Here is a 19,369-nt window from a genome sequence, read left to right on the forward strand (position 1 = left end):
CTTAGGCCTCCTCAGTGTATTGGGCTAGAACTTCATCACGAATGCTGGGCTCGGCCAGGGGGAAGCCCAGGGCACGGCGTGCATGGAAGTAGGCATGGGCCACGTTCCGCGCCAGGGTACGGACGCGCAGGATATAGCGCTGGCGCTCGGTGACGGAGATGGCATGGCGGGCATCCAGCAGGTTGAAGGTATGGGAGGCCTTCAGCACCATTTCATAGGCTGGCAGGGGCAGCTTGGCCTCCAGCAGTTTGGTGCACTCTGCTTCGTAGTGATCAAAGTTGCGGAACAGGGTAGGTACGTCGGCGTGTTCAAAGTTGTAGGTGGACATCTCCACCTCGTTTTGATGGAACACATCGCCGTAGGTCACCACATTGCCATCCGGGTAGCGACACCAGATCAGGTCGTAGACGGAGTCAACGCCCTGCAGATACATGGCCAGACGCTCCAGACCATAAGTGATCTCACCGGTTACCGGGTAGCACTCTAGGCCACCTGCTTGTTGGAAATAGGTGAACTGGGTGACTTCCATACCGTTCAACCAGACTTCCCAACCGAGACCCCAGGCGCCCAGGGTGGGGGATTCCCAGTTGTCTTCGACAAAGCGTACATCGTGGATCTGGGTATCCAGGCCCAGGGCACGCAGGGAGCCCAAGTACAGCTCTTGCAGGTTGCTGGGGGAAGGCTTCATCACCACCTGGAACTGATAATAGTGCTGCAGGCGGTTGGGGTTTTCCCCGTAACGACCATCGGTGGGGCGGCGGCTGGGTTGCACATAGGCAGAGCGCCAGGTTTCAGGGCCAATGGAGCGCAGGAAGGTGGCAGGGTGGAAGGTACCGGCACCGACTTCCATATCGAGGGGCTGAACAATTACACAGCCTTGGTCGGCCCAGTACTGCTGCAGGGCCAGAATCAGGCCCTGGAAAGTACTGATATCAGGGGTGGCAGGGTTGCTCACGGAATCACCATCCAAACAGGTTCGGCAAAAAAAGTGGGCCAAGTATACAACAAGTGCGGCGAAAATCCTGATTGCGAAACGGTCGTGCAGCGGACGAGTCAGGTGCTTATGTGGATTGTTATCCACAACCATTTCATCTACCTGGATTCATACACAGCTTTGGATATGGATACAGTGTTTTGCGCTGTATCCCAATAAAATCAAGGTATTAAGCTGAGAATGACAGCGTTTTTATGTGGATAAGTTGTGGGTTGAATGGGGGTTAGCTGGGAGTCCTGCTGAGCGCAAGGGAAAGGCTTGATCTTCTTGGTTAACCGGCGTATTGCTGTTGTCCTGCAAAAAGGAGGATGGCTGATGTGGGAATTATATTGGTCTGAATGGCTGATTATTGCTGGGATTCATCTGTTGGCGGTGGCGAGTCCAGGACCGGACTTTGCCTTGATCTTGCGCCAGAGTATTCAATATGGCCGGCGGGTTGCCATTATCAGCAGTGTGGGGGTGGGGATGGCGATCATGCTGCATGTGGCCTATTCCCTGCTGGGGATAGGGGTGATCGTGTCGCAATCGGTGCTGCTGTTTAATCTGATGAAATACGCGGCTGCCGCCTACCTGATCTATGTGGGCTATAAGGCCTTGCGGGCCCGTCCGCAGAATCTGGATGCCTTGCAACAGGCTCAACAACAGACCTTACCGAGTGCTCGCCAGGCCTGGTTTAGTGGCTTTTTAACCAATGGTCTGAACCCCAAGGCGACGCTGTTTTTCCTGTCGCTGTTTACCGCGGTGATCTCCCCCACTACTCCGCTGGAGGTACAGTTGGCTTACGGTATCTACATGGCGGTGGCCACGACCCTGTGGTTTATCCTGGTGTCTCTGTTGTTCAGCGGTGCACGGGTGCGCGGCTGGTTTAAGCGCCTGGGGCACTGGTTTGAGCGGATTATGGGCGGCATTCTGATTCTGCTGGGGGTGAAGATTGCCGGCAGTTCAGTGTAAGGCAGGTGGGTTGGCAGATACGTACGGGCAGGGAGCGGTTATAACGCTGTGCATTAACGTGTCAGTGCAGCGGCCTGCCCGGCACTTAGCTTGAGTAAATCGTTAGCGGCCAGGGCGATCTCTAAGCCACGCCGGCCGGCGCTGATATAGATTTTATCTTGTGTCAGGGCGCTATGATCGAGTAGCAGGGGGAGACGCTTCTTCTGCCCCAGTGGGCTGATGCCACCGACGATATAGCCGGTGGCGCGCTCGGCCTCGGGCACGGGGGCCATCTCTGCTTTCTTGCCCTTCAATGCCGCTGCAGCCGCCTTTAAATCCAGTTGTTTCGCCACCGGAATCACCGCCACCGCCAGTTGCTTGGCGTCCACCTTGATAATCAGGGTCTTAAATACCTGCTCAGGCGATAGACCGAGCTTCTCTGCGGCTTCCAAGCCATATGCCGGCGCCTTGGGGTCATGCTCGTAGCTATGGATGCTAAAGCTCAGTTTGGCTTGTTCCATGCTTTTGATTGCTGGGGTCATCAATGCCTCCAGAACATCGGAGTGAAGAGTACCAGCAGGGTGAAGACTTCTAAGCGCCCTAAAATCATGGAGACGCAGAGAATCCACTTTGCCACCGCCGGAATATCACCAAAGTGAGCGGATACTTGCCCCAGGCCTGGGCCCAGGTTATTGAGGGTGGCGCCGACAGCGGACCAGGCGGTGACCTGATCCAGGCCGGTGGCGAGCAAAGCCAGCAGTAGCAAGACAAACACAATCATATAAACGGAGAAAAAGCCCCATACCGCTTCAACCACTCGGTCGGAGATGGGGTTCCGTCCCAATTTGATCTGCATGACGGCATTAGGGTGGATCAGTCGATGAATCTCCCGTAGGCCCTGCTTAAGAATAATCAGTACCCGGATCACCTTCATCCCGCCCCCGGTCGAGCCGGCGCAGCCTCCGGCAAAGGCGGCGACAAACAGCATAAAGGGCAGCAGGCTGGGCCAGTGGGCAAAGTCAGCGGTGGCAAAGCCGGTGGTGGTGGCTACCGATACCACTTCGAACACGCCGCGGCGGAAGGCTTCTAGCGGCGGATAGGTTTTGGAAATGGTGAGCACAAAGACGGTAATGGCACTGATCACCACCAGCAGGAAAATAAAGAATTTGAACTCGGAGTCCTGCAGATAGTGTTTGAGGCTACGATTGCGCCAGGCTACGAAATGCAGGCTGAAGTTGGCGGCAGAAATGATCATAAAAACCACGCAGATGGCTTCAATCAGGGGGCTATCGAAGTAGCCGATGCTGGCATCGTGGGTAGAGAAGCCGCCAATGGCAACGGTGGAAAAGCTATGGCCGATGGCATCGAAAAAGCTCATCCCTGCCGCCCAGAATGCCAGCGCACAGGCAATGGTCAGGTACAGATAGATTAGCCACAGGGTTTTGGCTGTTTCAGTGATGCGCGGGGTGAGTTTGGTGTCTTTTACCGGCCCTGGCGCCTCGGCGCGGTACAGCTGCATTCCGCCGATGCCGAGCATTGGCAGAATAGCGACGGCTAACACGATGATCCCCATGCCGCCTAACCATTGCAGTTGTTGGCGGTAAAACAGAATTGAGGCAGGTAGTTCATCAATACCGGTGATCACCGTGGCGCCGGTGGTGGTGAGACCCGAGAGGGACTCAAATACGGCATCGGTAATAGAAAGATGAGGGGTCACTGACAGCGCCAGGGGAATGGCACCGAATACCCCCAGTACCAACCAGAACAGCACGGTGATCACGAAGCCATCACGGGTGCGCAGCTCGCCTCTCACCCGGGCCACAGGCAGCCAGCTAAAGAAGCCGGTGAGCAGGGTAATCAAAAAGCCGTAGAGAAAGGGGGAATGGGTCTGGTCACCCGCAAAGGCGGACACCACCATGGGGGGCAGCATGGTGAAGCTGAACAGCATCAACAGGATGCCGAGAATACGCAGAATGATTCGCCAATGCATAGCTGACTCAGAAGAAGGTGAAGTCGACTTGGAACAGACGCTCCACGTCTTGAATGTATTTTTTATCGACCAAGAACAGGATGACGTGGTCATCGTTCTCAATCACCACATCGTCATGGGCAATCAGAACTTCATCCCCGCGTACCAGGGCACCGATAGTGGTGCCGGGGGGTAAACGCAGTTCGCCAATGGCGCGTCCCACCACCTTGGAGGAGTAACGATCACCATGGGCGATGGCTTCCATTGCCTCGGCGGCACCGCGGCGCAGTGAGTGCACGGCGGCAACATCGTGACGACGCACATGGGTAAGCAGGGTGCCGATGGTGGTCTGCTGGGGTGAGATGGCCACGTCGATGGCCCCACCCTGCACCAGGTCAACGTAGGCGGGATTGTTAATCAGTGTCATCACCGTACGGGCCCCCAGACGTTTGGCCAACATTGAGGCCATCACGTTGGCCTCGTCGGAGTTGGTCAGGGCACAAAAGACGTCACAGTCCTCAATGTTTTCATCCATGAGTAGCTGGCGGTCGGAGGCACTGCCATGCAGCACGATGGTTTTATTCAACTTGTGAGTCAGGGTGCGGCAACGGTCGAGGGAGCGTTCGATCATTTTGACCGTATAGTTATGCTCCAGCAGTTCGGCCAGGCGAGCGCCGATGTTACCGCCACCGGCGATGATGATTTTGCGGTAAGGGCGATCCAGACGGCGCATTTCACTCATCACCGCACGGATGTTTTCCCGCGCGGCGATAAAGAACACTTCATCATCAGCCTCAATAATGGTGCTGCCCTGGGGAATAATGGGGGCGCCACGGCGGAAAATCGCAGCTACCCGGGTGTCCACATGGGGCATGTGTTGGCGCAGTTGGGCAATTTCATTGCCGACCAGGGGGCCACCGTAGTAAGCCTTCACTGCCACCAGCATCACTTTACCATCGGCGAAGTCCAGCACCTGCAAGGAGCCGGGGTGCTGAATCATCCGGTAAATATGACGGGTCACCTCCTGTTCCGGGCTGATCAGGACATCGACCGGCAGTGCCTTGTCATGGAAGAGTGCCTCCCGAGCGAGTAGATAGTCTACTTCCCGCACCCGGCAAATCTTCTTTGGCGTCTTGAACAGGGTTTTGGCCACGGCGCAGGCCATGATGTTGATTTCATCTGAGTTGGTCACCGCAATCAGCATATCGGCGTCTTCCCCGCCTGCCTGGGTTAAAACGCTGGGGTGGGAGGCTTTGCCCTCCACCGTGCGAATGTCCAGGCGGTCCTGCAATTCACGCAGACGGGCGGCATCGGTATCGACGATGGTGATGTCGTTGGCCTCGCTGGCGAGGTTCTCCGCGAGGGTTCCCCCTACCTGACCGGCGCCGAGTATGATGATTTTCATCGGATTCAGACCACTTTGGTTAGGAGCGCATAGAAGAAGCCATCATGCCCACCAGGCTGTGGCAGCAGCTGACGACCGCAGGATTGGGGCAGTCCCCAGGGGACGTCCAGCGGTATAATCTGGGCCTCGGGTTGCTGCTTGAGGAAGCGCTCTACGATACGGTTATTTTCCTGCGGCAGTACCGAACAGGTGGCATAAAGCAGACGGCCACCGGGTTTGAGCATCTGCCACAGGTTACTCAGAATGGCGAGCTGTAGCTCTGCCAGTGCAACAATGTCTTCACTGGTACGCAGGTGTTTGATATCGGGATGACGGCGAATGACGCCGGTGGCGGAGCAAGGCACATCTGCTAGAATGGCATCAAACAATTGCCCATCCCACCAGTTTTGTTGACTGGCGTCACCTTGCAATACCTGGGCTGCCAAGCCGAGCCGACTGAGGGTGGCGCGGGTGCGCTGCTGACGCTGGTAATCCAGATCCAGCGCGGTAATGCGGGCCTCGGGGCAGGACTCTAGCAGGTGGGCGGTTTTACCGCCGGGTGCGCAGCAGGCATCCAGTAAGTGCTCACCTGCCTGTGGAGCCAGCAAAGTAGCAGCCAGTTGGGCGGCTTCATCCTGCACACTGACACTGCCCTCGAAAAAGCCGGGTAGCACTTGCACATCCTGCGCCTGCTCAAGGGTAATGCCCCAGGGGCTGAAAGGAGTGGCATGGGCGGCGATACCGGCTTGGATCAGTGTTTGCAGATAGGCGTCACGGCTCTGTTGTTGCTGATTGACCCTTAGTGTCATCGGCGGGTAAGCATTATTGGCGCTGACGATCTGTTGCCAGTGCTCGGGCCAGTTGTGTTGTAGCTTGGCCAGCAGCCATTGGGGGTGTGCATGGAGGTATTCTGCTTTCCCTTGCAGGGCGGTGCTGATCTCCTCCTGCTCGCGCTGAAAGCGGCGCAACACACCATTGACCAAACCGGTGGCCCAGTCTTTCTCCATCAACTTGGCTGTTTCGACCGATTCACCAATCGCCGCATGGGGGGGAATACGGGTGTAGAGCAGCTGATAGAGGCCGAGCATGATGAGAATATGCACATCGTAATCATGCTTTTTGAAGGGTTTTTGCAGCAGGTGCTTGGCAATTTTGTCGAGCTGGGGCTGCCAGCGTAAGACGCCATAGCACAACTCCTGTAGTAACCCTTTATCCCGTGGGCTGACCTGCTCTAGTGCTGGCTGCAGCGCCTGACTGAGGGATTGCTGCTGTTGTAATACGCACACCAGGGTATCGATAGCCAGTAGGCGGGTACTCATGAAGCGCTATCCTCGTCGGCGGGCGCAGGGTGAAAGCGAATACCGGGTTGCAGCTGATCAGCACGGGAGTTCAGTAAGTCAGCGGCGCTCATAGCCTTACTACCGGGCCACTGGAGCTGGGTGATGAGTAAGGCATCTTCCCCGCAGGCCACCAGCAAACCGCGTTTATCTGCCCGTATCAGGGTGCCAGGCGCTGCCCCGCTATTGGGGTTCACGGCGGGTTCTGCCTGCCAAAGACGGATGCGCTGATCCCCCAGGTAGGTGTAGGCCATTGGGCCAGGCTGCAGGCCGCGTACCAGGGTGTCGAGAGCGCTGGCGCTTTGCGACCAGTCGAGGTCCCCTTCGCTCTTATCCAGCTTATGGGCATAGGTGGCGAGGCTGTCATCCTGGGGTTCGCCGACCACTGGGCCCTGTTGCAGGCGATCAAGGCAGGCAATCAGGGCTTTGGCGCCGAGGGTGGCCAGCCGGTCATGCAGACTGCCACTGGTATCACGGGGCAGAATGGGGGTTTCCAGGGTATAGAGCATTGGCCCAGTATCGAGCCCAGCTTCCATCTGCATAATGGTCACCCCAGTTTGCTGATCCCCCGCCAGCAGCGCACGATGTATGGGTGCGGCACCGCGCCAGCGTGGCAACAGGGAGGCGTGCACGTTAATGCAGCCCAGGCGCGGGGTATCCAGCACCACCTGCGGCAAAATCAGGCCATAGGCGACGACGATCATCAGGTCGGCATCCAGGCTGGCCAGTTGCTGCTGGGCTTCAGCCTGGCGCAGGCTGACGGGTTGATAGACCGGCAACTGATGCTCCAACGCCAGCTTTTTCACTGGGCTGGGGGTCAGTTTCTGCCCACGTCCGGCGGGGCGATCGGGTTGGGTATAGACGCCAATCACCTGATAGGGACTATCCAACAAGGCTTGCAGATGCTGGGCAGCGAACTCAGGCGTGCCAGCGAACAGAATGCGCAGGGGTTGTTGTGGTGTCATCTTGCTCTATAAACACAAACAGGTTTACCCAGGGACTTCGATGCTGTTCCAAGGTAAACCTGCTCGTTAATGGATGCCAGTTGAACCTTAGCCGGATAGGGCCAAGAAATGGAGCCAGCAGGCTAGCGGTAAGAGCATCATGGCGGACGAGGTCATCCAGGAGTGCTCGCATTGGCTCAGCCTACCTGGCGATGTTGCTTCTCTAGCTTTTTACGAATCCGATTACGCTTCAGCGGCGACAGGTAATCGACAAAGAGTTTACCGTTGAGGTGATCCAGTTCGTGCTGAATGCACACGGCCAGTAGGCCTTCGGCGATTAACTCATAGGGTTTGCCGTGACGATCCAGTGCTTTGAGCTTAACGCGCTCGGGACGCACCACTTCCTCGTAGAAGCCGGGAACGGATAGGCAGCCTTCCTGCATGGACTCCAGCTCATCGGTTAGGGGGGTGACTTCTGGGTTGATCAGTACCAGAGGCTCGGATTTATCTTCCGAAACATCAATCACCACCAAGCGTTTATGGTAATTGACCTGTGAAGCGGCCAAACCAATGCCTGGCGCTTGGTACATGGTTTCAAACATGTTATCGATTTGCGTTTGTAACGCGGGGTCTTTGAGCTCCTCGGCGGTCAGTGGTTTAGCCACTGTACGCAGACGTGCATCCGGGAACTCCAAAATTTCCAACAAAGCCATGAACTTCTTACCTATTCAGGCATAAACTGCCACGAGTTGGCGAAAAAATGATTAGTTCCTATTATATCGACAGCCTGCCGACATTACACCCGGCGGTGGCGTGATTAAGGATAGACCATGTTCAGATTGCTGATGGTGGCGTTGCTGGCCTGTTGGGCCCTCGTCGTTCAGGCGGAGACGCCACAACTTAAAGGGGATGCCCCCCAGCACTACACTGTGGTGAAGGGCGATACCCTCTGGCATATCACCGGACGTTTTTTTAGTAACCCCTGGCTGTGGCCGCAGTTATGGGCGAAAAATCCGCAAATTGCCAACCCGCACCTGATTTACCCTGGCGATCAAATTCACTTGGTTAAGGTTAATGGCCAGCCGCGTTTAGTGCTTAAGCGGGGCGATAGCAATGCTAAGTTATTGGCGCAGACTAAGGTCAGTGAATTGATCCCGGTGCCCACCCTGCCCTTGTCGACCATTGGTCCGTTTTTGCGCGATAGCCTGATTGATGATCCCAGTACCTTTTTGCAGGCTCCCTATGTGGTGGGCAGTGAAAGTAAAAAGTTACTCAGCGGCCCGGGTGATCTGATTTATGTGCGAGGTCCCTTACCTTACAAGGAGCGGGAATGGCGGTTGTATCGTCCTGCGCGCATGCTCAAGCAGGAGCTGGCCGAGGATAAGGAAGTGGTATATGGCCAGGAAGGCATGTATATCGCCACCCTGCGCTTAGAGCAGGAGGCGGAGCAAGGCGATATCCATGCATTCCGGGTGTTGAAGGTGCGTCAGGAGGTCAGCGCTGGTGATCGCCTCCTCAGTGTTGATGAGTCCCCCTATCCTGCTAGTTTTGAGCCGGGGTATCCGTCCGATCGTTATCTGGAGGGGTTGATCCTGGCTGTGCCGGAGGGCGTGGCTTACTCCGGCCGTTTTGATATTCAGATTCTGAGTCTGGGAGAGTTGGATGGCCTGCGTGCCGGCCACATTCTGGAGGTGCGGAATCAGGGACAGAAGGTCAAAGACCCTGTTACTAATGAAGTGCTACAGATGCCGGATAGTCGGGCAGGGATGTTGATGGTGTTTAAGACCTTCGACCGCACCAGTTACGCCTTGGTGCTGAAGGCAGAAAAAACCATTCGGGTTGGGGATAAGGTCGTCGTACCCCAGTCTTAACCTTGGCAGGCCATTACCTACTCAGGAGGTTGTCGGCAAGTAATGGCCTGTTATTGCAGCCAGTGAATCAGGACGGTTTATGGATGCACTTTCCCCGGTGGCGACGGCCACCTATCAGGCCTTGCTACTCTGGCAGGCCCTGCCTGGCTGTGGGCCGAAGCGCTGGCAGCAGGCTGCCCAACGTTGGCCTGATTGGCCGACTCCGTTACTGACCTCTCAACCTGCCTGCTTGCAATGGTTGCCCGCCACTGCGCGGGAGCGATGGTCCAGTATCCAGCAACAAACCGAGCAGCAGTGGCAGCGGCTGCAGGACTGGTTGGCGGCTTCCCCTTTACATAGTGTGTTGAGTCAGGATGACCCGCTCTACCCACCCTTGCTGGCAGAGGTGGAGGGGGCTCCGCTGTTACTCTATGTCAAAGGTCGGGCAGCGGCTTTGGCCTTACCCCAGGTGGCCTTGGTGGGTAGCCGTCATGCCAGTGTGCAGGGATTGCATACTGCGCATAGCTTTGCCCGTGAACTGACTCGGCAGGGATTAAGTGTGACCAGTGGTCTAGCCCTGGGGATTGATACCGCTGCGCACCAGGGCGCTTTAAAAGGGAGTAGCAATCAAGACGCCACCACTATTGCAGTGCTTGGCACCGGCATTGATCGACTCTATCCGGCCCGCAATCAAGCCCTGGCAGAGCAAATACTGGCAGCCGGGGGCGCGCTGGTGTCGGAGTTGCCTCTGGGCACAGGGCCATTGGCCGGTAACTTTCCCAAACGTAACCGCCTGATCAGTGGTTTGAGTGCCGCTGTGATTGTGGTGGAGGCGGCACTGAAGAGTGGCTCTTTATCCACTGCCAGCCATGCGCTGGGACAGAATCGCCCGCTCTTTGCTGTACCTGGTTCTATCCATCAACCACAAAGCCGGGGTTGCCATGCGCTGATTCGTCAGGGGGCGATTTTGCTGGAGGAGATTGAACAGGTTTTGCAGGAATTAGCCCCCTTACTGGGTCACCAGCGCCAGGTGTTGCAACAGCGCCTGCAGCAGCACGGCGCGGATGCCCAGACAGAGGAGGCGGCCACCCAGCCGCTGTGGCGAGTGCTAGATGAGTTACCACGCAGCCCCGATGAGTTGGCGGCCTTGAGTGGCCAACCCTTGCAGGAAATCTTAAGCCAGTTATTGGAGTGGGAGTTGCTGGGGCGAGTGGTGCAGGCACCGGGAGGCTATGTGCGCGACCCTGCTTATGGCGCTGGCAGGGCAAGCTGAGTGGCTAATTGCAGGGCCTGCTGTCTGAGGTGCTGTAAGGCCTGCTTGGCACTGCTCCAGCCATACTCCTGTTGCAATTGAGGCAGCGACCAGCGATAGAGAGCTGCCCGCAGGATGGCATCGTAGTCTGACTGAGCCGGTGCCAATTGAGGCAGTGCCAGTTGGCAGAGGTGATGAAGTGCCAGCTGGCTCTGCGCTAAGCCTGCCTGGCCGTGGCAAAAAATGGCCAGCTCCTGACTGTCCTCGGTTTGCCAGGCACGTTGTGCCAAGGGTGCGGTACGGGCCAGCGCTTTTAGTACCTCCGGCTCCAGGTCGTAGAGGGGGCCGGGCAGCCAGTCCAGGAGTTTGGCCCAAAAGCGCTTAGTCAGGCGTTGGCAAAGTGCCTGGCCGGCGGGGCTAAGCGGCAATCCTACCAGCAGGTTGTATTCGGCACTGCTGGCATCCCGCTCCAACCCCATCCGTAGGGGTAAGTAGCCCTGACTGAGCCAGAAGCTGACCAGCTCGGCACTGGCACCAAAGCTGCTACCCAGTATATCGATCTGCTGTTGTTGGCTGAGGTGGGCCAGTTGCTGCAGCATCGCCCTGCCCCCACCCTGACGCCGTCGCTGGGGCGGCACCGCAATCCGCATAATCCGCCGGTAACGCAGTTGCCCGGCTTCTTTGGCGCCGCCGTGAAAACTCAGGCTCTGTGGCAGTAACTGCCCCGGTGGGCGGCGTTGACCTAACCAGATTGCCTCTTGCAGGTCGGCCGCGAGTGGCCCTTCTTCGAGGGTAACCAGTGCTCCCTGCCCTGTTCCCAGCTGATAACTTTGCAGGCCCGGCTGGCTGAGCAGTTGTTGTAAGTCGGAAGGACGGGTGCGGTAGTGGGCCTGGACCAGCAAACCATAGAACTGCTGTAGCGAGGCTTCATCCTTAGCCAGGGCGCTGGCAGTTAAGGGGTGTAAGTCTGCTGGGGTGGGGGCTGTAGAGGCCGCTGCGACGCTAGCCGCGTTGGTGTCGGCCAACAGCAACCATTGATTGAGCAGCGGCTCCAGTGGGTCCTGACTGGCCCAACGTACCGGCTGTTGCAAGTGCAGTTGTTTACCCTGGGGATAGTGCTGACGTAAAAACTGGCTAAAGCGCAGGGCAAAGCTGCGCCCTGTACCCTCATAGCCTTGCAAGGTGGTGGCAAACAGCAGCTTAGGATAGTGTCGGGTCAGACGCTTCAGCACCGGCAAAGCCAGGCTGGCGGCTTCGTCCACCAGTAACACATCAGCATGAGGCCAGTGCTGCTGCAGTTCACTAAAGCTGAGCAGTTGCAGACTGCCTCCCAGAGGGGCCCGCCAATGCTGTGCAGTAAGGGCTTCCAAGCCGCTACAGGCTGGTTGGAGTAGGCTGGTGGCACTGGCCAGTTGCGGCACCGCCACCACCAGGTGGAGTGGATGGGCGGCTAATAGTTGCTGGCACGCCAGGCCCAGCGCGGTGGATTTACCCCGGCCACGGTCAGCGGTTAACACCAATGGCCGCCGTGGACGTCCTAGCGCATGACGACAGAGTTCGCTAACCGCCTGTGCCTGTTCTTGGCTGGCATAGGGGGGCTGGGCAGGCGCGAGGGTGGCAGAGGGGCTGGGCCAGCTTGGGGCTATCAGCTCCTGAGGGCTCCAGCGAATCAGCCCTGGTTGTTGATAACTGGCCTGTATCAAGCGGGCTAAACGCTGTTGCCAGGGGTTACCCTGCTGCCAGTGGTGCAGTGGCGGAGTGATCAGAATCAGTAAGCCACCTCCTACCAGGGTGCCTGCCAAGGCGGCCAGAGCGTCTGCATCCAGGTGTTCGGTGGCATCCACTACTAGCAACTGGGCTTCCTGTCCCAGGTATTGTTGGGCCTGGCGTAGGTCGTTGACCGGTGTCAGTGGCCACTCCTTGGCGCCGTGCAGGCTGAAGTGTAACCCCTTAAGTTGGGCAAGCAGAGGCGCTAACTGGTTGAGGCAGGCAGAGGCACTGCCTTGCCAGTGAACCAGTAGGCGGATGCCGCGCTCGGCGGCTTGGCGTTGCCAATCAAGTAGTGCAGAGATGGGATTCATGGCGGCGATCATGCCCCACTCGCCTATCCTCGTCTAGCCTCTCTCGACAGTCGGCGAGCAGCCTCTTAACATGAGCGCCCCGCCGTCAGGCTGAGTCGTTTTTGCTACGCGGCGGTGTATGCTTAGGCAGGTTATTTTAACCGTGTACTCTGGGTTGCACGGTTGCTTTGTCAGCACAGGAGAGTAGAACCTTGGCAGCCATTCATGTACGCCTAGCCTGCCATACCTTGCGTGAAGGGGGGGTGATTGCCTATCCCACGGAAGCGGTATGGGGCTTGGGTTGTGATCCCTGGAATCCTCAGGCGTTTCAACGCCTCTTAGCGCTGAAACAGCGCCCTCCCGAAAAAGGGGTGATTTTGGTCGCGGCCTCCATGGCGCAAATTGAGCCACTGTGGCAAGACCTGAGCGCCAGTCAGCAGCAGGCATTAGCGGCCGATTGGCCCGGCCCCTTTACCTGGATTTTGCCGGATCAACAGGACTGGGTTCCCAGCTGGATCAAAGGTAAACACACTAAGGTAGCGGTACGGGTGAGCGCACATCCGCTGGTGCAGGAGCTGTGTCAGGCATTTGGTGGGCCCTTGGTATCCACCTCTGCTAATCCCAGCGGTCGTCCTCCGGCCCGCTCCGCATTACGGGTGCGTCAATACTTTGGCGCTGACCTCGATGGCTTGGTTCCAGGACAACTGGGCGGTCTGGCTCGGCCGACACAGATCCGTGATCTGACGAGCGGCGCCACACTGCGGGCATAAGCTACAGTCTTGCTGGTGTTGATGGGTTACAATGGCGGCTCTCTCAGCTATGGAGCCGCCCATGACTGCCCTGGATACCTCAGCCGTTAAAACCTATCTGCTCGATTTGCAGGATCGTATTTGCCAACAGTTGCAGCACCTGGATGGTCAGGCAAGCTTTAGCGAAGACAGTTGGCAGCGTCAGGAAGGGGGTGGTGGTCGCACCCGGGTGATTAGTCAGGGTGGGGTATTTGAAAAAGGTGGAGTGAACTTTTCCCATGTGATGGGAGCGAGCTTGCCGCCTTCCGCCAGTGCTCATCGTCCTGAGCTGGCAGGACGCAGTTTTGAGGCGATGGGGGTCTCGCTGGTGATGCATCCGCATAACCCCTATGTGCCAACTTCCCACGCTAATGTGCGTTTTTTTATTGCCTCCAAGCCCGGTTGTGATCCGGTGTGGTGGTTTGGCGGTGGCTTTGACCTCACTCCCTACTATGGTTTTGTCGAAGACTGCCAACACTGGCACCGGGTAGCGGCGGAGGCCTGCGCACCCTTTGGTGAGGATCTGTACCCCCGTTTTAAAAAGTGGTGTGACCAGTACTTTTACCTCAAGCACCGGCAAGAAGCCCGAGGAGTCGGGGGGCTGTTTTTTGACGACTTCAATGAGTTGGGGTTCGAGCAAAGCTTTGCCTTTATGCGGGCGGTAGGTGATGCCTATTTAGCGGCCTACAGCCCTATTGTGCAGCGTCGTCAGGGTACGCCCTATGGGGAGCGGGAGAAAACCTTCCAGAAGTTCCGGCGCGGACGTTACGTGGAGTTTAACCTGGTATATGACCGTGGCACCCTGTTCGGTTTGCAGTCCGGTGGCCGCACGGAGTCGATCCTGATGTCCTTACCGCCTGAAGTGAACTGGGGCTATGACTGGCAGCCTGAGCCTGGCTCAGTCGAAGCCAAGCTTTATAGTGATTTCCTACCCGAACGTGACTGGTTGGAGTTGCAACATGACTGAGCCGCTATTAGAGCGCTACGCTGTGGTCGGCAATCCGATTGGCCATAGTAAATCACCTCGTATTCACAGCCAGTTTGCCCAGCAAACCGGACAATTACTGAGTTATGAAACGCTGCTGGCGCCATTAGACAGTTTTGCCGAAGCCATGCAGTTTTTCTTTGCTCAGGGCGGCAAAGGGCTGAATGTCACTCTACCCTTTAAGGAACAGGCTTTTGCACTGTGCCATCGCCTCAGTGAGGGTGCGCGGCGGGCGGGGGCGGTTAACACTCTGTGGCAGCAGGAAGGTGAGCTTTGGGGTGATAACACCGATGGGGTCGGGCTAGTGCGCGACCTTAGCCATAACTTGGGTTGGCAGTTGGATAACCAGCGCATTCTGTTGCTCGGTGCCGGCGGTGCAGTGCGGGGCGTGTTAATGCCATTACTGGCCAGTCAGCCCGCTACCCTGGTGATTGCCAACCGAACCGCCAGTAAGGCACAGGCCCTGGCGGCAGACTTTGATGACATGGGCCCGGTGGTAGGCTGTGGCTTCGCCGACCTGGAAGGCCACTGTTTTGACATCGTGATTAACGGCACCTCTGCCAGTTTGCAGGGCGAGCTGCCGCCCCTGCCCGCCGGTATTTTGGCTCAGGGAGCGAGGGTGTATGACATGATGTATGGCGCCGAACCGACGGTATTTATGCGTTGGGCCCAGGCCCAGGGTGCTGCCCAGGCTCAGGATGGCTTGGGCATGCTGGTGGAACAGGCGGCTCAATCCTTCTTTATTTGGCGCGGGGTACGTCCCCAGACCGCCAAGGTGATTAGCTCTATACGTGAGTCTTTACTTACTTGAATAACTCCATGAATAAACGAAAAAAGACAGATACCAAACAGGAAGATGGCTCGGAAGAGATCACTCTTCCCCCCCAGGCAGAGGAATCGGCGCTGGCAGCTGAGCAAGCTGAAGCGGAAAGTGCTGAGCAGCAGGAAGACGGGGAGCTGCGTGATCTGGCGGATATCAGTAGCTTCGACGAGTTAGGCCTGGAGCCAGCCCTGCTGATGGCGCTGGAGCAACAAGGTTTGCTGGTGCCTACCGAGGTGCAGCGCATTGCGATTCCCCATGGTTTGGATGGCGAAGATGTGCTGATTTGTGCCCACACCGGCACCGGTAAAACCCTGGCCTACCTGCTCCCGCTATTGCAGCAGCTAATGGACAAAGCGCCAGCGCAGCGTGATGAAGAGGGATTGCGCGGCTTGATTCTGGTTCCTACCCGGGAGTTGGCGGCCCAGGTGTTTCGCATTGCCCGGGTATTGGCCGAAGCAGCCGGCATGCATGCCGGGCTGGTACAGGGGGGGGTGTCCTATACAGAACAGATCGAGCGTCTACAGCTGTTACCACAGGTGCTGGTTGCGACCCCTGGACGTTTGCTGGATCTGGTACTGGATGGTCATCTCTCGCTGCACCAACTCCAGGCGCTGGTACTCGATGAGGCCGACCGGATGGTGGAGATGGGCTTTACCCATCAACTCTATGAGCTGATTGAGCGTTTGGGCCCGCGTCCGCAGACCTGGCTATGCTCCGCCACCTTGGATAACCGGGAGTTGGAGGATTTCTGTGAACAGACCCTGCAACAACCGGTTGAGGTGATTCTTAGTCGCAGTGATGCAGCGGCCAGCGTACAACAATGGGCGATTCAGGCGGATAACGAACAGCATAAACTCGACCTGCTGTTAGCGTTACTCAAACGGCCAGAGGTAAAGCAGGCACTGATTTTTGTCAGTACCCGTAAGCAGGTGGAAAGCTTGGCGGCCCATGTGCGCCGTCTGGGTGACCAATGTGAAGGCTTGCATGGTGAAATGTCACAGAAGGGGCGCAGCTTTATTCTTGGCCGTTTCCGCCGTGGTAAAACCCGTTTTCTGGTGGCCACCGATGTAGCCAGCCGGGGCCTGGATATTGGCCGGGTAAGTCATGTACTTAATTACAATCTCCCCTTCGCGGCGGATGATTACGTGCATCGTATTGGTCGTACCGGACGTGCCGGGGAAACGGGCACCGCCTGGAGTTTGATCGATACCAATGACTTCCCCCTGTTGGGGCGCATGGAGCGTTATCAGGATATTGAAATTCCCTGGATGAAGGTTGCAGGCCTTGAGCCCAAGAAGAAGCTCAAACTGAAACCGCGTAAAACCAAGGTAAAAGACAAAAAAGGCAGCAAGGCAGTGGCGAAAAAGAAACCCAAGCCGAGCAAGTTAAAGGCCCGTAAAACCGGTAAAGCCTAAGCCTTAGTGCCAGCACCCAACAACAAGTTAGTAGACAAGGAGTGGTTATGCCCCTAATGGATTGGGCATTGTTGATGCTGGCCAATACTGCCTGGGCCTTTAATTCGGTGGTAGGCAAGTGGGGAGTCAGTCATTTTGATCCCCTGCTCTTCACTGCCTTACGTTTTGCCGCGGTACTCTTGTTGCTGTTCCCCTGGTTACGCTTAGCCCCTGGGCAGTTGCTGCCGGTGCTGCGTATCGCCCTGGTATTGGGGGTGATTCATTTCTCCCTGGTCTTTATTGGTTTGGATAAGGCAGGCGGAGTAGGTGCAGTCGCTGTCATCAGCCAGCTCTATGTCCCCTTCACCACACTGCTGGCCTGGTGGTGGCTGCGAGAGCCCTTGAGCTGGCAGCGCGGCCTGGGCACCCTGCTGGCTTTTCTTGGGGTGATGCTGATTGGCCTGGATCCAGAGGTATTAAGCTATTGGCAGGCGTTGATTTACGTCACCCTGGCGGCATTAGCGATGGCGGTGGCCACCATCATGATGAAGCAACTCCAGGGAGTGGGGGTGATGACCCTGCAAGCCTGGATTGGCCTGGTGGCGACCCCTTGTCTGTTGCTGCTGTCCTGGCTGTTGGAGCAGGATCAATGGCTCAAGCTGAGCAGTGCCAGTTGGCAGCAATGGTTGTTACCCCTCTACTCTGCCCTGGGGGCCAGCTTGGCTGGCCATGCGGTGGTGTATTACTTGCTGCAACGCCATCCCGTAAATTTGGTTACTCCACTGTTGTTGTTATCGCCTTTGCTGGCGGTGCCGATGGGAGTATGGCTATTGGAGGAAAGCTTTGGCTGGCGCTTTATGCTCGGGGCAGCCTGTACCCTGCTGGGTGTGGGGTTAGTGCATGTCCGCCTGGAGTGGATCAGGCGGCGCTTACAGTTTTAGCCTTCCGTTTTAACCTTAGCTGGGCAGTAATTTGAGTCCCACCAGGCTGACCAGCAGCATGAGCAAGCAGAGCCCCCGCAGTAAGCCAAGACTTTCCCCCAGCACTAGGGTGCCAATCAGGACGGTGCCCACAATGCCCAGACCCGTCCAAACCGCATAGGCGGTACTCAGAGGAATCGTACGGATGGCCATCGACAACAACCAGAAGCTGAGGCCACCAAAGGCGATAAAGCCCAGTGTTGGCAGTATCCGGCTCATACCGTCAGAGAGTTTCAGCATGTAGGTGAAGCCGACTTCGGCCAAGCCAGCCATGACTAATAACCACCAGGCGTTCATAGGTTTCACTCCATTTAGCTTGCCAGGAAGGTAAATTCTCAGATTTATTTATCTTTCTGGCAAGCTATATGGCAAAATTTTTTGCATTCTGCGATTGCCTAGTTGTTGAGGTAGAGGTGTTTGACCATGCAAGAACATATCAGCGTTGATGAGCTTTTCGCCCAGATGAAGGCCCATTGGCCGCAGGCCTATGCTGGCTCCCACGCGGCGTTGCTATCGCTGTATCGGGTGCATGATGCTCTTTACCGCCATCATGAGCGTATCTTGGCGCAGGTGGGGCTGCAGGTCGCGGACTTTGAGGCCCTGACTGCCTTACGTAGTCAGGGAGCCCCCTATCGGTTAACCCCGACTGAACTAAGGCGCTATCTGATTATGACCTCGGGGGGCTTAACCAAGGTACTGAAGCGTTTGCAACAGCAAGCCTGGGTGGAGCGCCCCGCCAATCCTGAGGATGGCCGTAGCCAATTGGTGGAGCTAACCGCGGCCGGGCTGGCGATTATTGAGCAGGCCATGCAGGCGGTGATTGAGCAGGAGCATTCGCTGGCGGATTGTTGGAGCAGCAGTGAGAGCGCCCAACTGCAGCAGTGGCTGGAAGCTTTACATGGGCGCCTGTTAGCTGCTGCAGTCGTTGAGCGCGGGGATTAATCAGACAGGTAATATTCCACCGTTGAGACAACCCTTACCTTTTTAATGTGCGGATTATTGCTGTCACGGTCTTCAATACTGAACTGCCCCTGGGAGGCCGTTTTGATTTTACCCAGGCGGCTGGCAGAGTCGGCGGCAAACTTCTCTGCTACTTCACGGGCATTACGGGTGGCAGCTTCGACCATGGCGGGTTTGATGTCATTGAGCTGATTAAATAAAAACTCAGGTCGTGCATCGTAATCTGCCCCATTGATGGCAATCCCGAGTTTGGCCAACTCCAGCATTTTGGCTTGGCTGGCGCGTACGTGCTCAATGCGCTCGCTATAGACGGTTAACGTTGAGCTGGCGGAAAAACGATAATTGGTGGCATTAGGGTCGCCATAATCCTGGGCCTGACGATCACGGATAGCGGGTGTACTTAAAGAGATTTCGGCTTGGTTGAAGCCCTGCTGTAACAGGAATTCCTCCACCTGCTGGTTCTTTTCCTGTAACGAGCGATATAGCTGGTTGAGATCATTATCCACCAGAGTGAACTTGATCGGCCAAATTGCCAGGGTGGCGGTGACTTCCTGCTCTGCCAGTCCTTTCACGGTGACGGTGCGCTCCAACGCCTTGACCGCCAGGAGTGCTTGCGCCCCCTGATAGCCTAAGCCTAACAAGCCGATACTGAGAATCAGGCTGGCACCCAGCCAGCTGAGGGGGGAAATACGTTGCATGCTGGACTCCTTGTCACAGGC

The 19,369-nt window shown here is 57.0% G+C and carries 19 protein-coding genes; 9 read left to right on the forward strand and 10 right to left on the reverse strand.

Annotation, left to right across the window (positions count from 1 at the left end):
* Window position 1: 1 nt before the first annotated feature.
* Window positions 2-955 (reverse strand): glycine--tRNA ligase subunit alpha, encoded by a 954-nt coding sequence (gene glyQ / locus Q334_RS0101235; RefSeq protein ID WP_027311619.1) that lies wholly within the window; start codon window positions 953-955, stop codon window positions 2-4.
* 354 nt (window positions 956-1,309) lie between these two features.
* Between glyQ and Q334_RS0101240 the strand changes: the two genes are divergently transcribed.
* Window positions 1,310-1,945: a LysE family translocator gene (locus Q334_RS0101240; RefSeq protein ID WP_035460480.1), complete on the forward strand. Its 636-nt coding sequence runs from the start codon at window positions 1,310-1,312 to the stop codon at window positions 1,943-1,945.
* Window positions 1,946-1,998: 53 nt separating this feature from the next.
* Here the strand turns inward: Q334_RS0101240 and ybaK are convergent, their stop codons facing one another.
* The 6 genes from ybaK to def all read right to left on the reverse strand — a co-directional run bounded on the left by ybaK (window position 1,999) and on the right by def (window position 8,271).
* Window positions 1,999-2,466: a Cys-tRNA(Pro) deacylase gene (gene ybaK, locus Q334_RS0101245; RefSeq protein ID WP_027311621.1), complete on the reverse strand. Its 468-nt coding sequence runs from the start codon at window positions 2,464-2,466 to the stop codon at window positions 1,999-2,001.
* Window positions 2,466-3,914 carry a TrkH family potassium uptake protein gene (locus Q334_RS0101250; RefSeq protein ID WP_027311622.1) on the reverse strand — a complete coding sequence of 483 codons (1,449 nt, stop codon included), beginning with the start codon at window positions 3,912-3,914 and terminating at the stop codon, window positions 2,466-2,468. Before Q334_RS0101250 ends, ybaK begins: the two co-directional genes overlap by 1 nt.
* A gap of 7 nt (window positions 3,915-3,921) precedes the next feature.
* A complete protein-coding gene (gene trkA / locus Q334_RS0101255) occupies window positions 3,922-5,298 on the reverse strand; it encodes a Trk system potassium transporter TrkA (RefSeq protein ID WP_027311623.1) in 1,377 nt (458 codons plus the stop codon).
* Between the two features lie 5 nt (window positions 5,299-5,303).
* On the reverse strand, window positions 5,304-6,596 hold the full coding sequence (gene rsmB / locus Q334_RS0101260) for a 16S rRNA (cytosine(967)-C(5))-methyltransferase RsmB (RefSeq protein WP_027311624.1): 1,293 nt from the start codon (window positions 6,594-6,596) through the stop codon (window positions 5,304-5,306).
* A complete protein-coding gene (gene fmt / locus Q334_RS17550; protein WP_051527429.1) occupies window positions 6,593-7,579 on the reverse strand; it encodes a methionyl-tRNA formyltransferase in 987 nt (328 codons plus the stop codon). Before fmt ends, rsmB begins: the two co-directional genes overlap by 4 nt.
* A gap of 176 nt (window positions 7,580-7,755) precedes the next feature.
* Entirely contained in the window at window positions 7,756-8,271 is a 516-nt protein-coding gene (gene def, locus Q334_RS0101270; RefSeq protein WP_027311625.1) for a peptide deformylase, read from the reverse strand.
* Between the two features lie 117 nt (window positions 8,272-8,388).
* Between def and Q334_RS0101275 the strand changes: the two genes are divergently transcribed.
* Both Q334_RS0101275 and dprA read left to right on the forward strand, forming a co-directional pair.
* Complete coding sequence (locus tag Q334_RS0101275) at window positions 8,389-9,429, forward strand: LysM peptidoglycan-binding domain-containing protein (RefSeq protein WP_027311626.1); 1,041 nt, start codon at window positions 8,389-8,391, stop codon at window positions 9,427-9,429.
* Between the two features lie 79 nt (window positions 9,430-9,508).
* Window positions 9,509-10,681, forward strand: a complete 1,173-nt coding sequence (dprA, locus tag Q334_RS17555; RefSeq protein WP_051527430.1) for a DNA-processing protein DprA — start codon at window positions 9,509-9,511, stop codon at window positions 10,679-10,681.
* Here dprA and Q334_RS17560 read toward each other — a convergent pair.
* Window positions 10,657-12,741 carry a GNAT family N-acetyltransferase gene (locus Q334_RS17560; protein WP_162157409.1) on the reverse strand — a complete coding sequence of 695 codons (2,085 nt, stop codon included), beginning with the start codon at window positions 12,739-12,741 and terminating at the stop codon, window positions 10,657-10,659. The two genes, dprA and Q334_RS17560, sit on opposite strands and share 25 nt — an antisense overlap.
* A gap of 191 nt (window positions 12,742-12,932) precedes the next feature.
* Between Q334_RS17560 and Q334_RS0101290 the strand changes: the two genes are divergently transcribed.
* From Q334_RS0101290 to Q334_RS0101310, 5 genes are all read left to right on the forward strand, one after another.
* Entirely contained in the window at window positions 12,933-13,490 is a 558-nt protein-coding gene (locus Q334_RS0101290; protein WP_051527432.1) for an L-threonylcarbamoyladenylate synthase, read from the forward strand.
* A 61-nt stretch (window positions 13,491-13,551) separates the two neighbouring features.
* Window positions 13,552-14,475 (forward strand): oxygen-dependent coproporphyrinogen oxidase, encoded by a 924-nt coding sequence (gene hemF / locus Q334_RS0101295; RefSeq protein WP_027311628.1) that lies wholly within the window; start codon window positions 13,552-13,554, stop codon window positions 14,473-14,475.
* Entirely contained in the window at window positions 14,468-15,304 is an 837-nt protein-coding gene (gene aroE / locus Q334_RS0101300) for a shikimate dehydrogenase (RefSeq protein WP_027311629.1), read from the forward strand. Before hemF ends, aroE begins: the two co-directional genes overlap by 8 nt.
* Before the next feature lie 8 nt (window positions 15,305-15,312).
* Window positions 15,313-16,731, forward strand: coding sequence for a DEAD/DEAH box helicase (locus tag Q334_RS0101305; protein ID WP_051527433.1), 1,419 nt, complete (start codon window positions 15,313-15,315; stop codon window positions 16,729-16,731).
* Between the two features lie 47 nt (window positions 16,732-16,778).
* A complete protein-coding gene (locus Q334_RS0101310; RefSeq protein ID WP_027311631.1) occupies window positions 16,779-17,651 on the forward strand; it encodes a DMT family transporter in 873 nt (290 codons plus the stop codon).
* Window positions 17,652-17,666: 15 nt separating this feature from the next.
* Here Q334_RS0101310 and Q334_RS0101315 read toward each other — a convergent pair whose 3' ends face one another.
* Entirely contained in the window at window positions 17,667-17,987 is a 321-nt protein-coding gene (locus tag Q334_RS0101315; protein ID WP_027311632.1) for a DMT family transporter, read from the reverse strand.
* Window positions 17,988-18,113: 126 nt separating this feature from the next.
* Between Q334_RS0101315 and Q334_RS17565 the strand changes: the two genes are divergently transcribed.
* A complete protein-coding gene (locus Q334_RS17565; RefSeq protein WP_035460482.1) occupies window positions 18,114-18,632 on the forward strand; it encodes a MarR family winged helix-turn-helix transcriptional regulator in 519 nt (172 codons plus the stop codon).
* Here Q334_RS17565 and Q334_RS0101325 read toward each other — a convergent pair.
* Window positions 18,629-19,348: an SIMPL domain-containing protein gene (locus Q334_RS0101325; protein WP_035460484.1), complete on the reverse strand. Its 720-nt coding sequence runs from the start codon at window positions 19,346-19,348 to the stop codon at window positions 18,629-18,631. The genes Q334_RS17565 and Q334_RS0101325 overlap by 4 nt on opposite strands.
* Between the last annotated feature and the right edge of the window lie 21 nt (window positions 19,349-19,369).

Origin of the sequence: Balneatrix alpica DSM 16621 (assembly GCF_000619885.1) — a bacterium.
GTDB classification, from domain to species: Bacteria; Pseudomonadota; Gammaproteobacteria; order Pseudomonadales; family Balneatricaceae; genus Balneatrix; species Balneatrix alpica.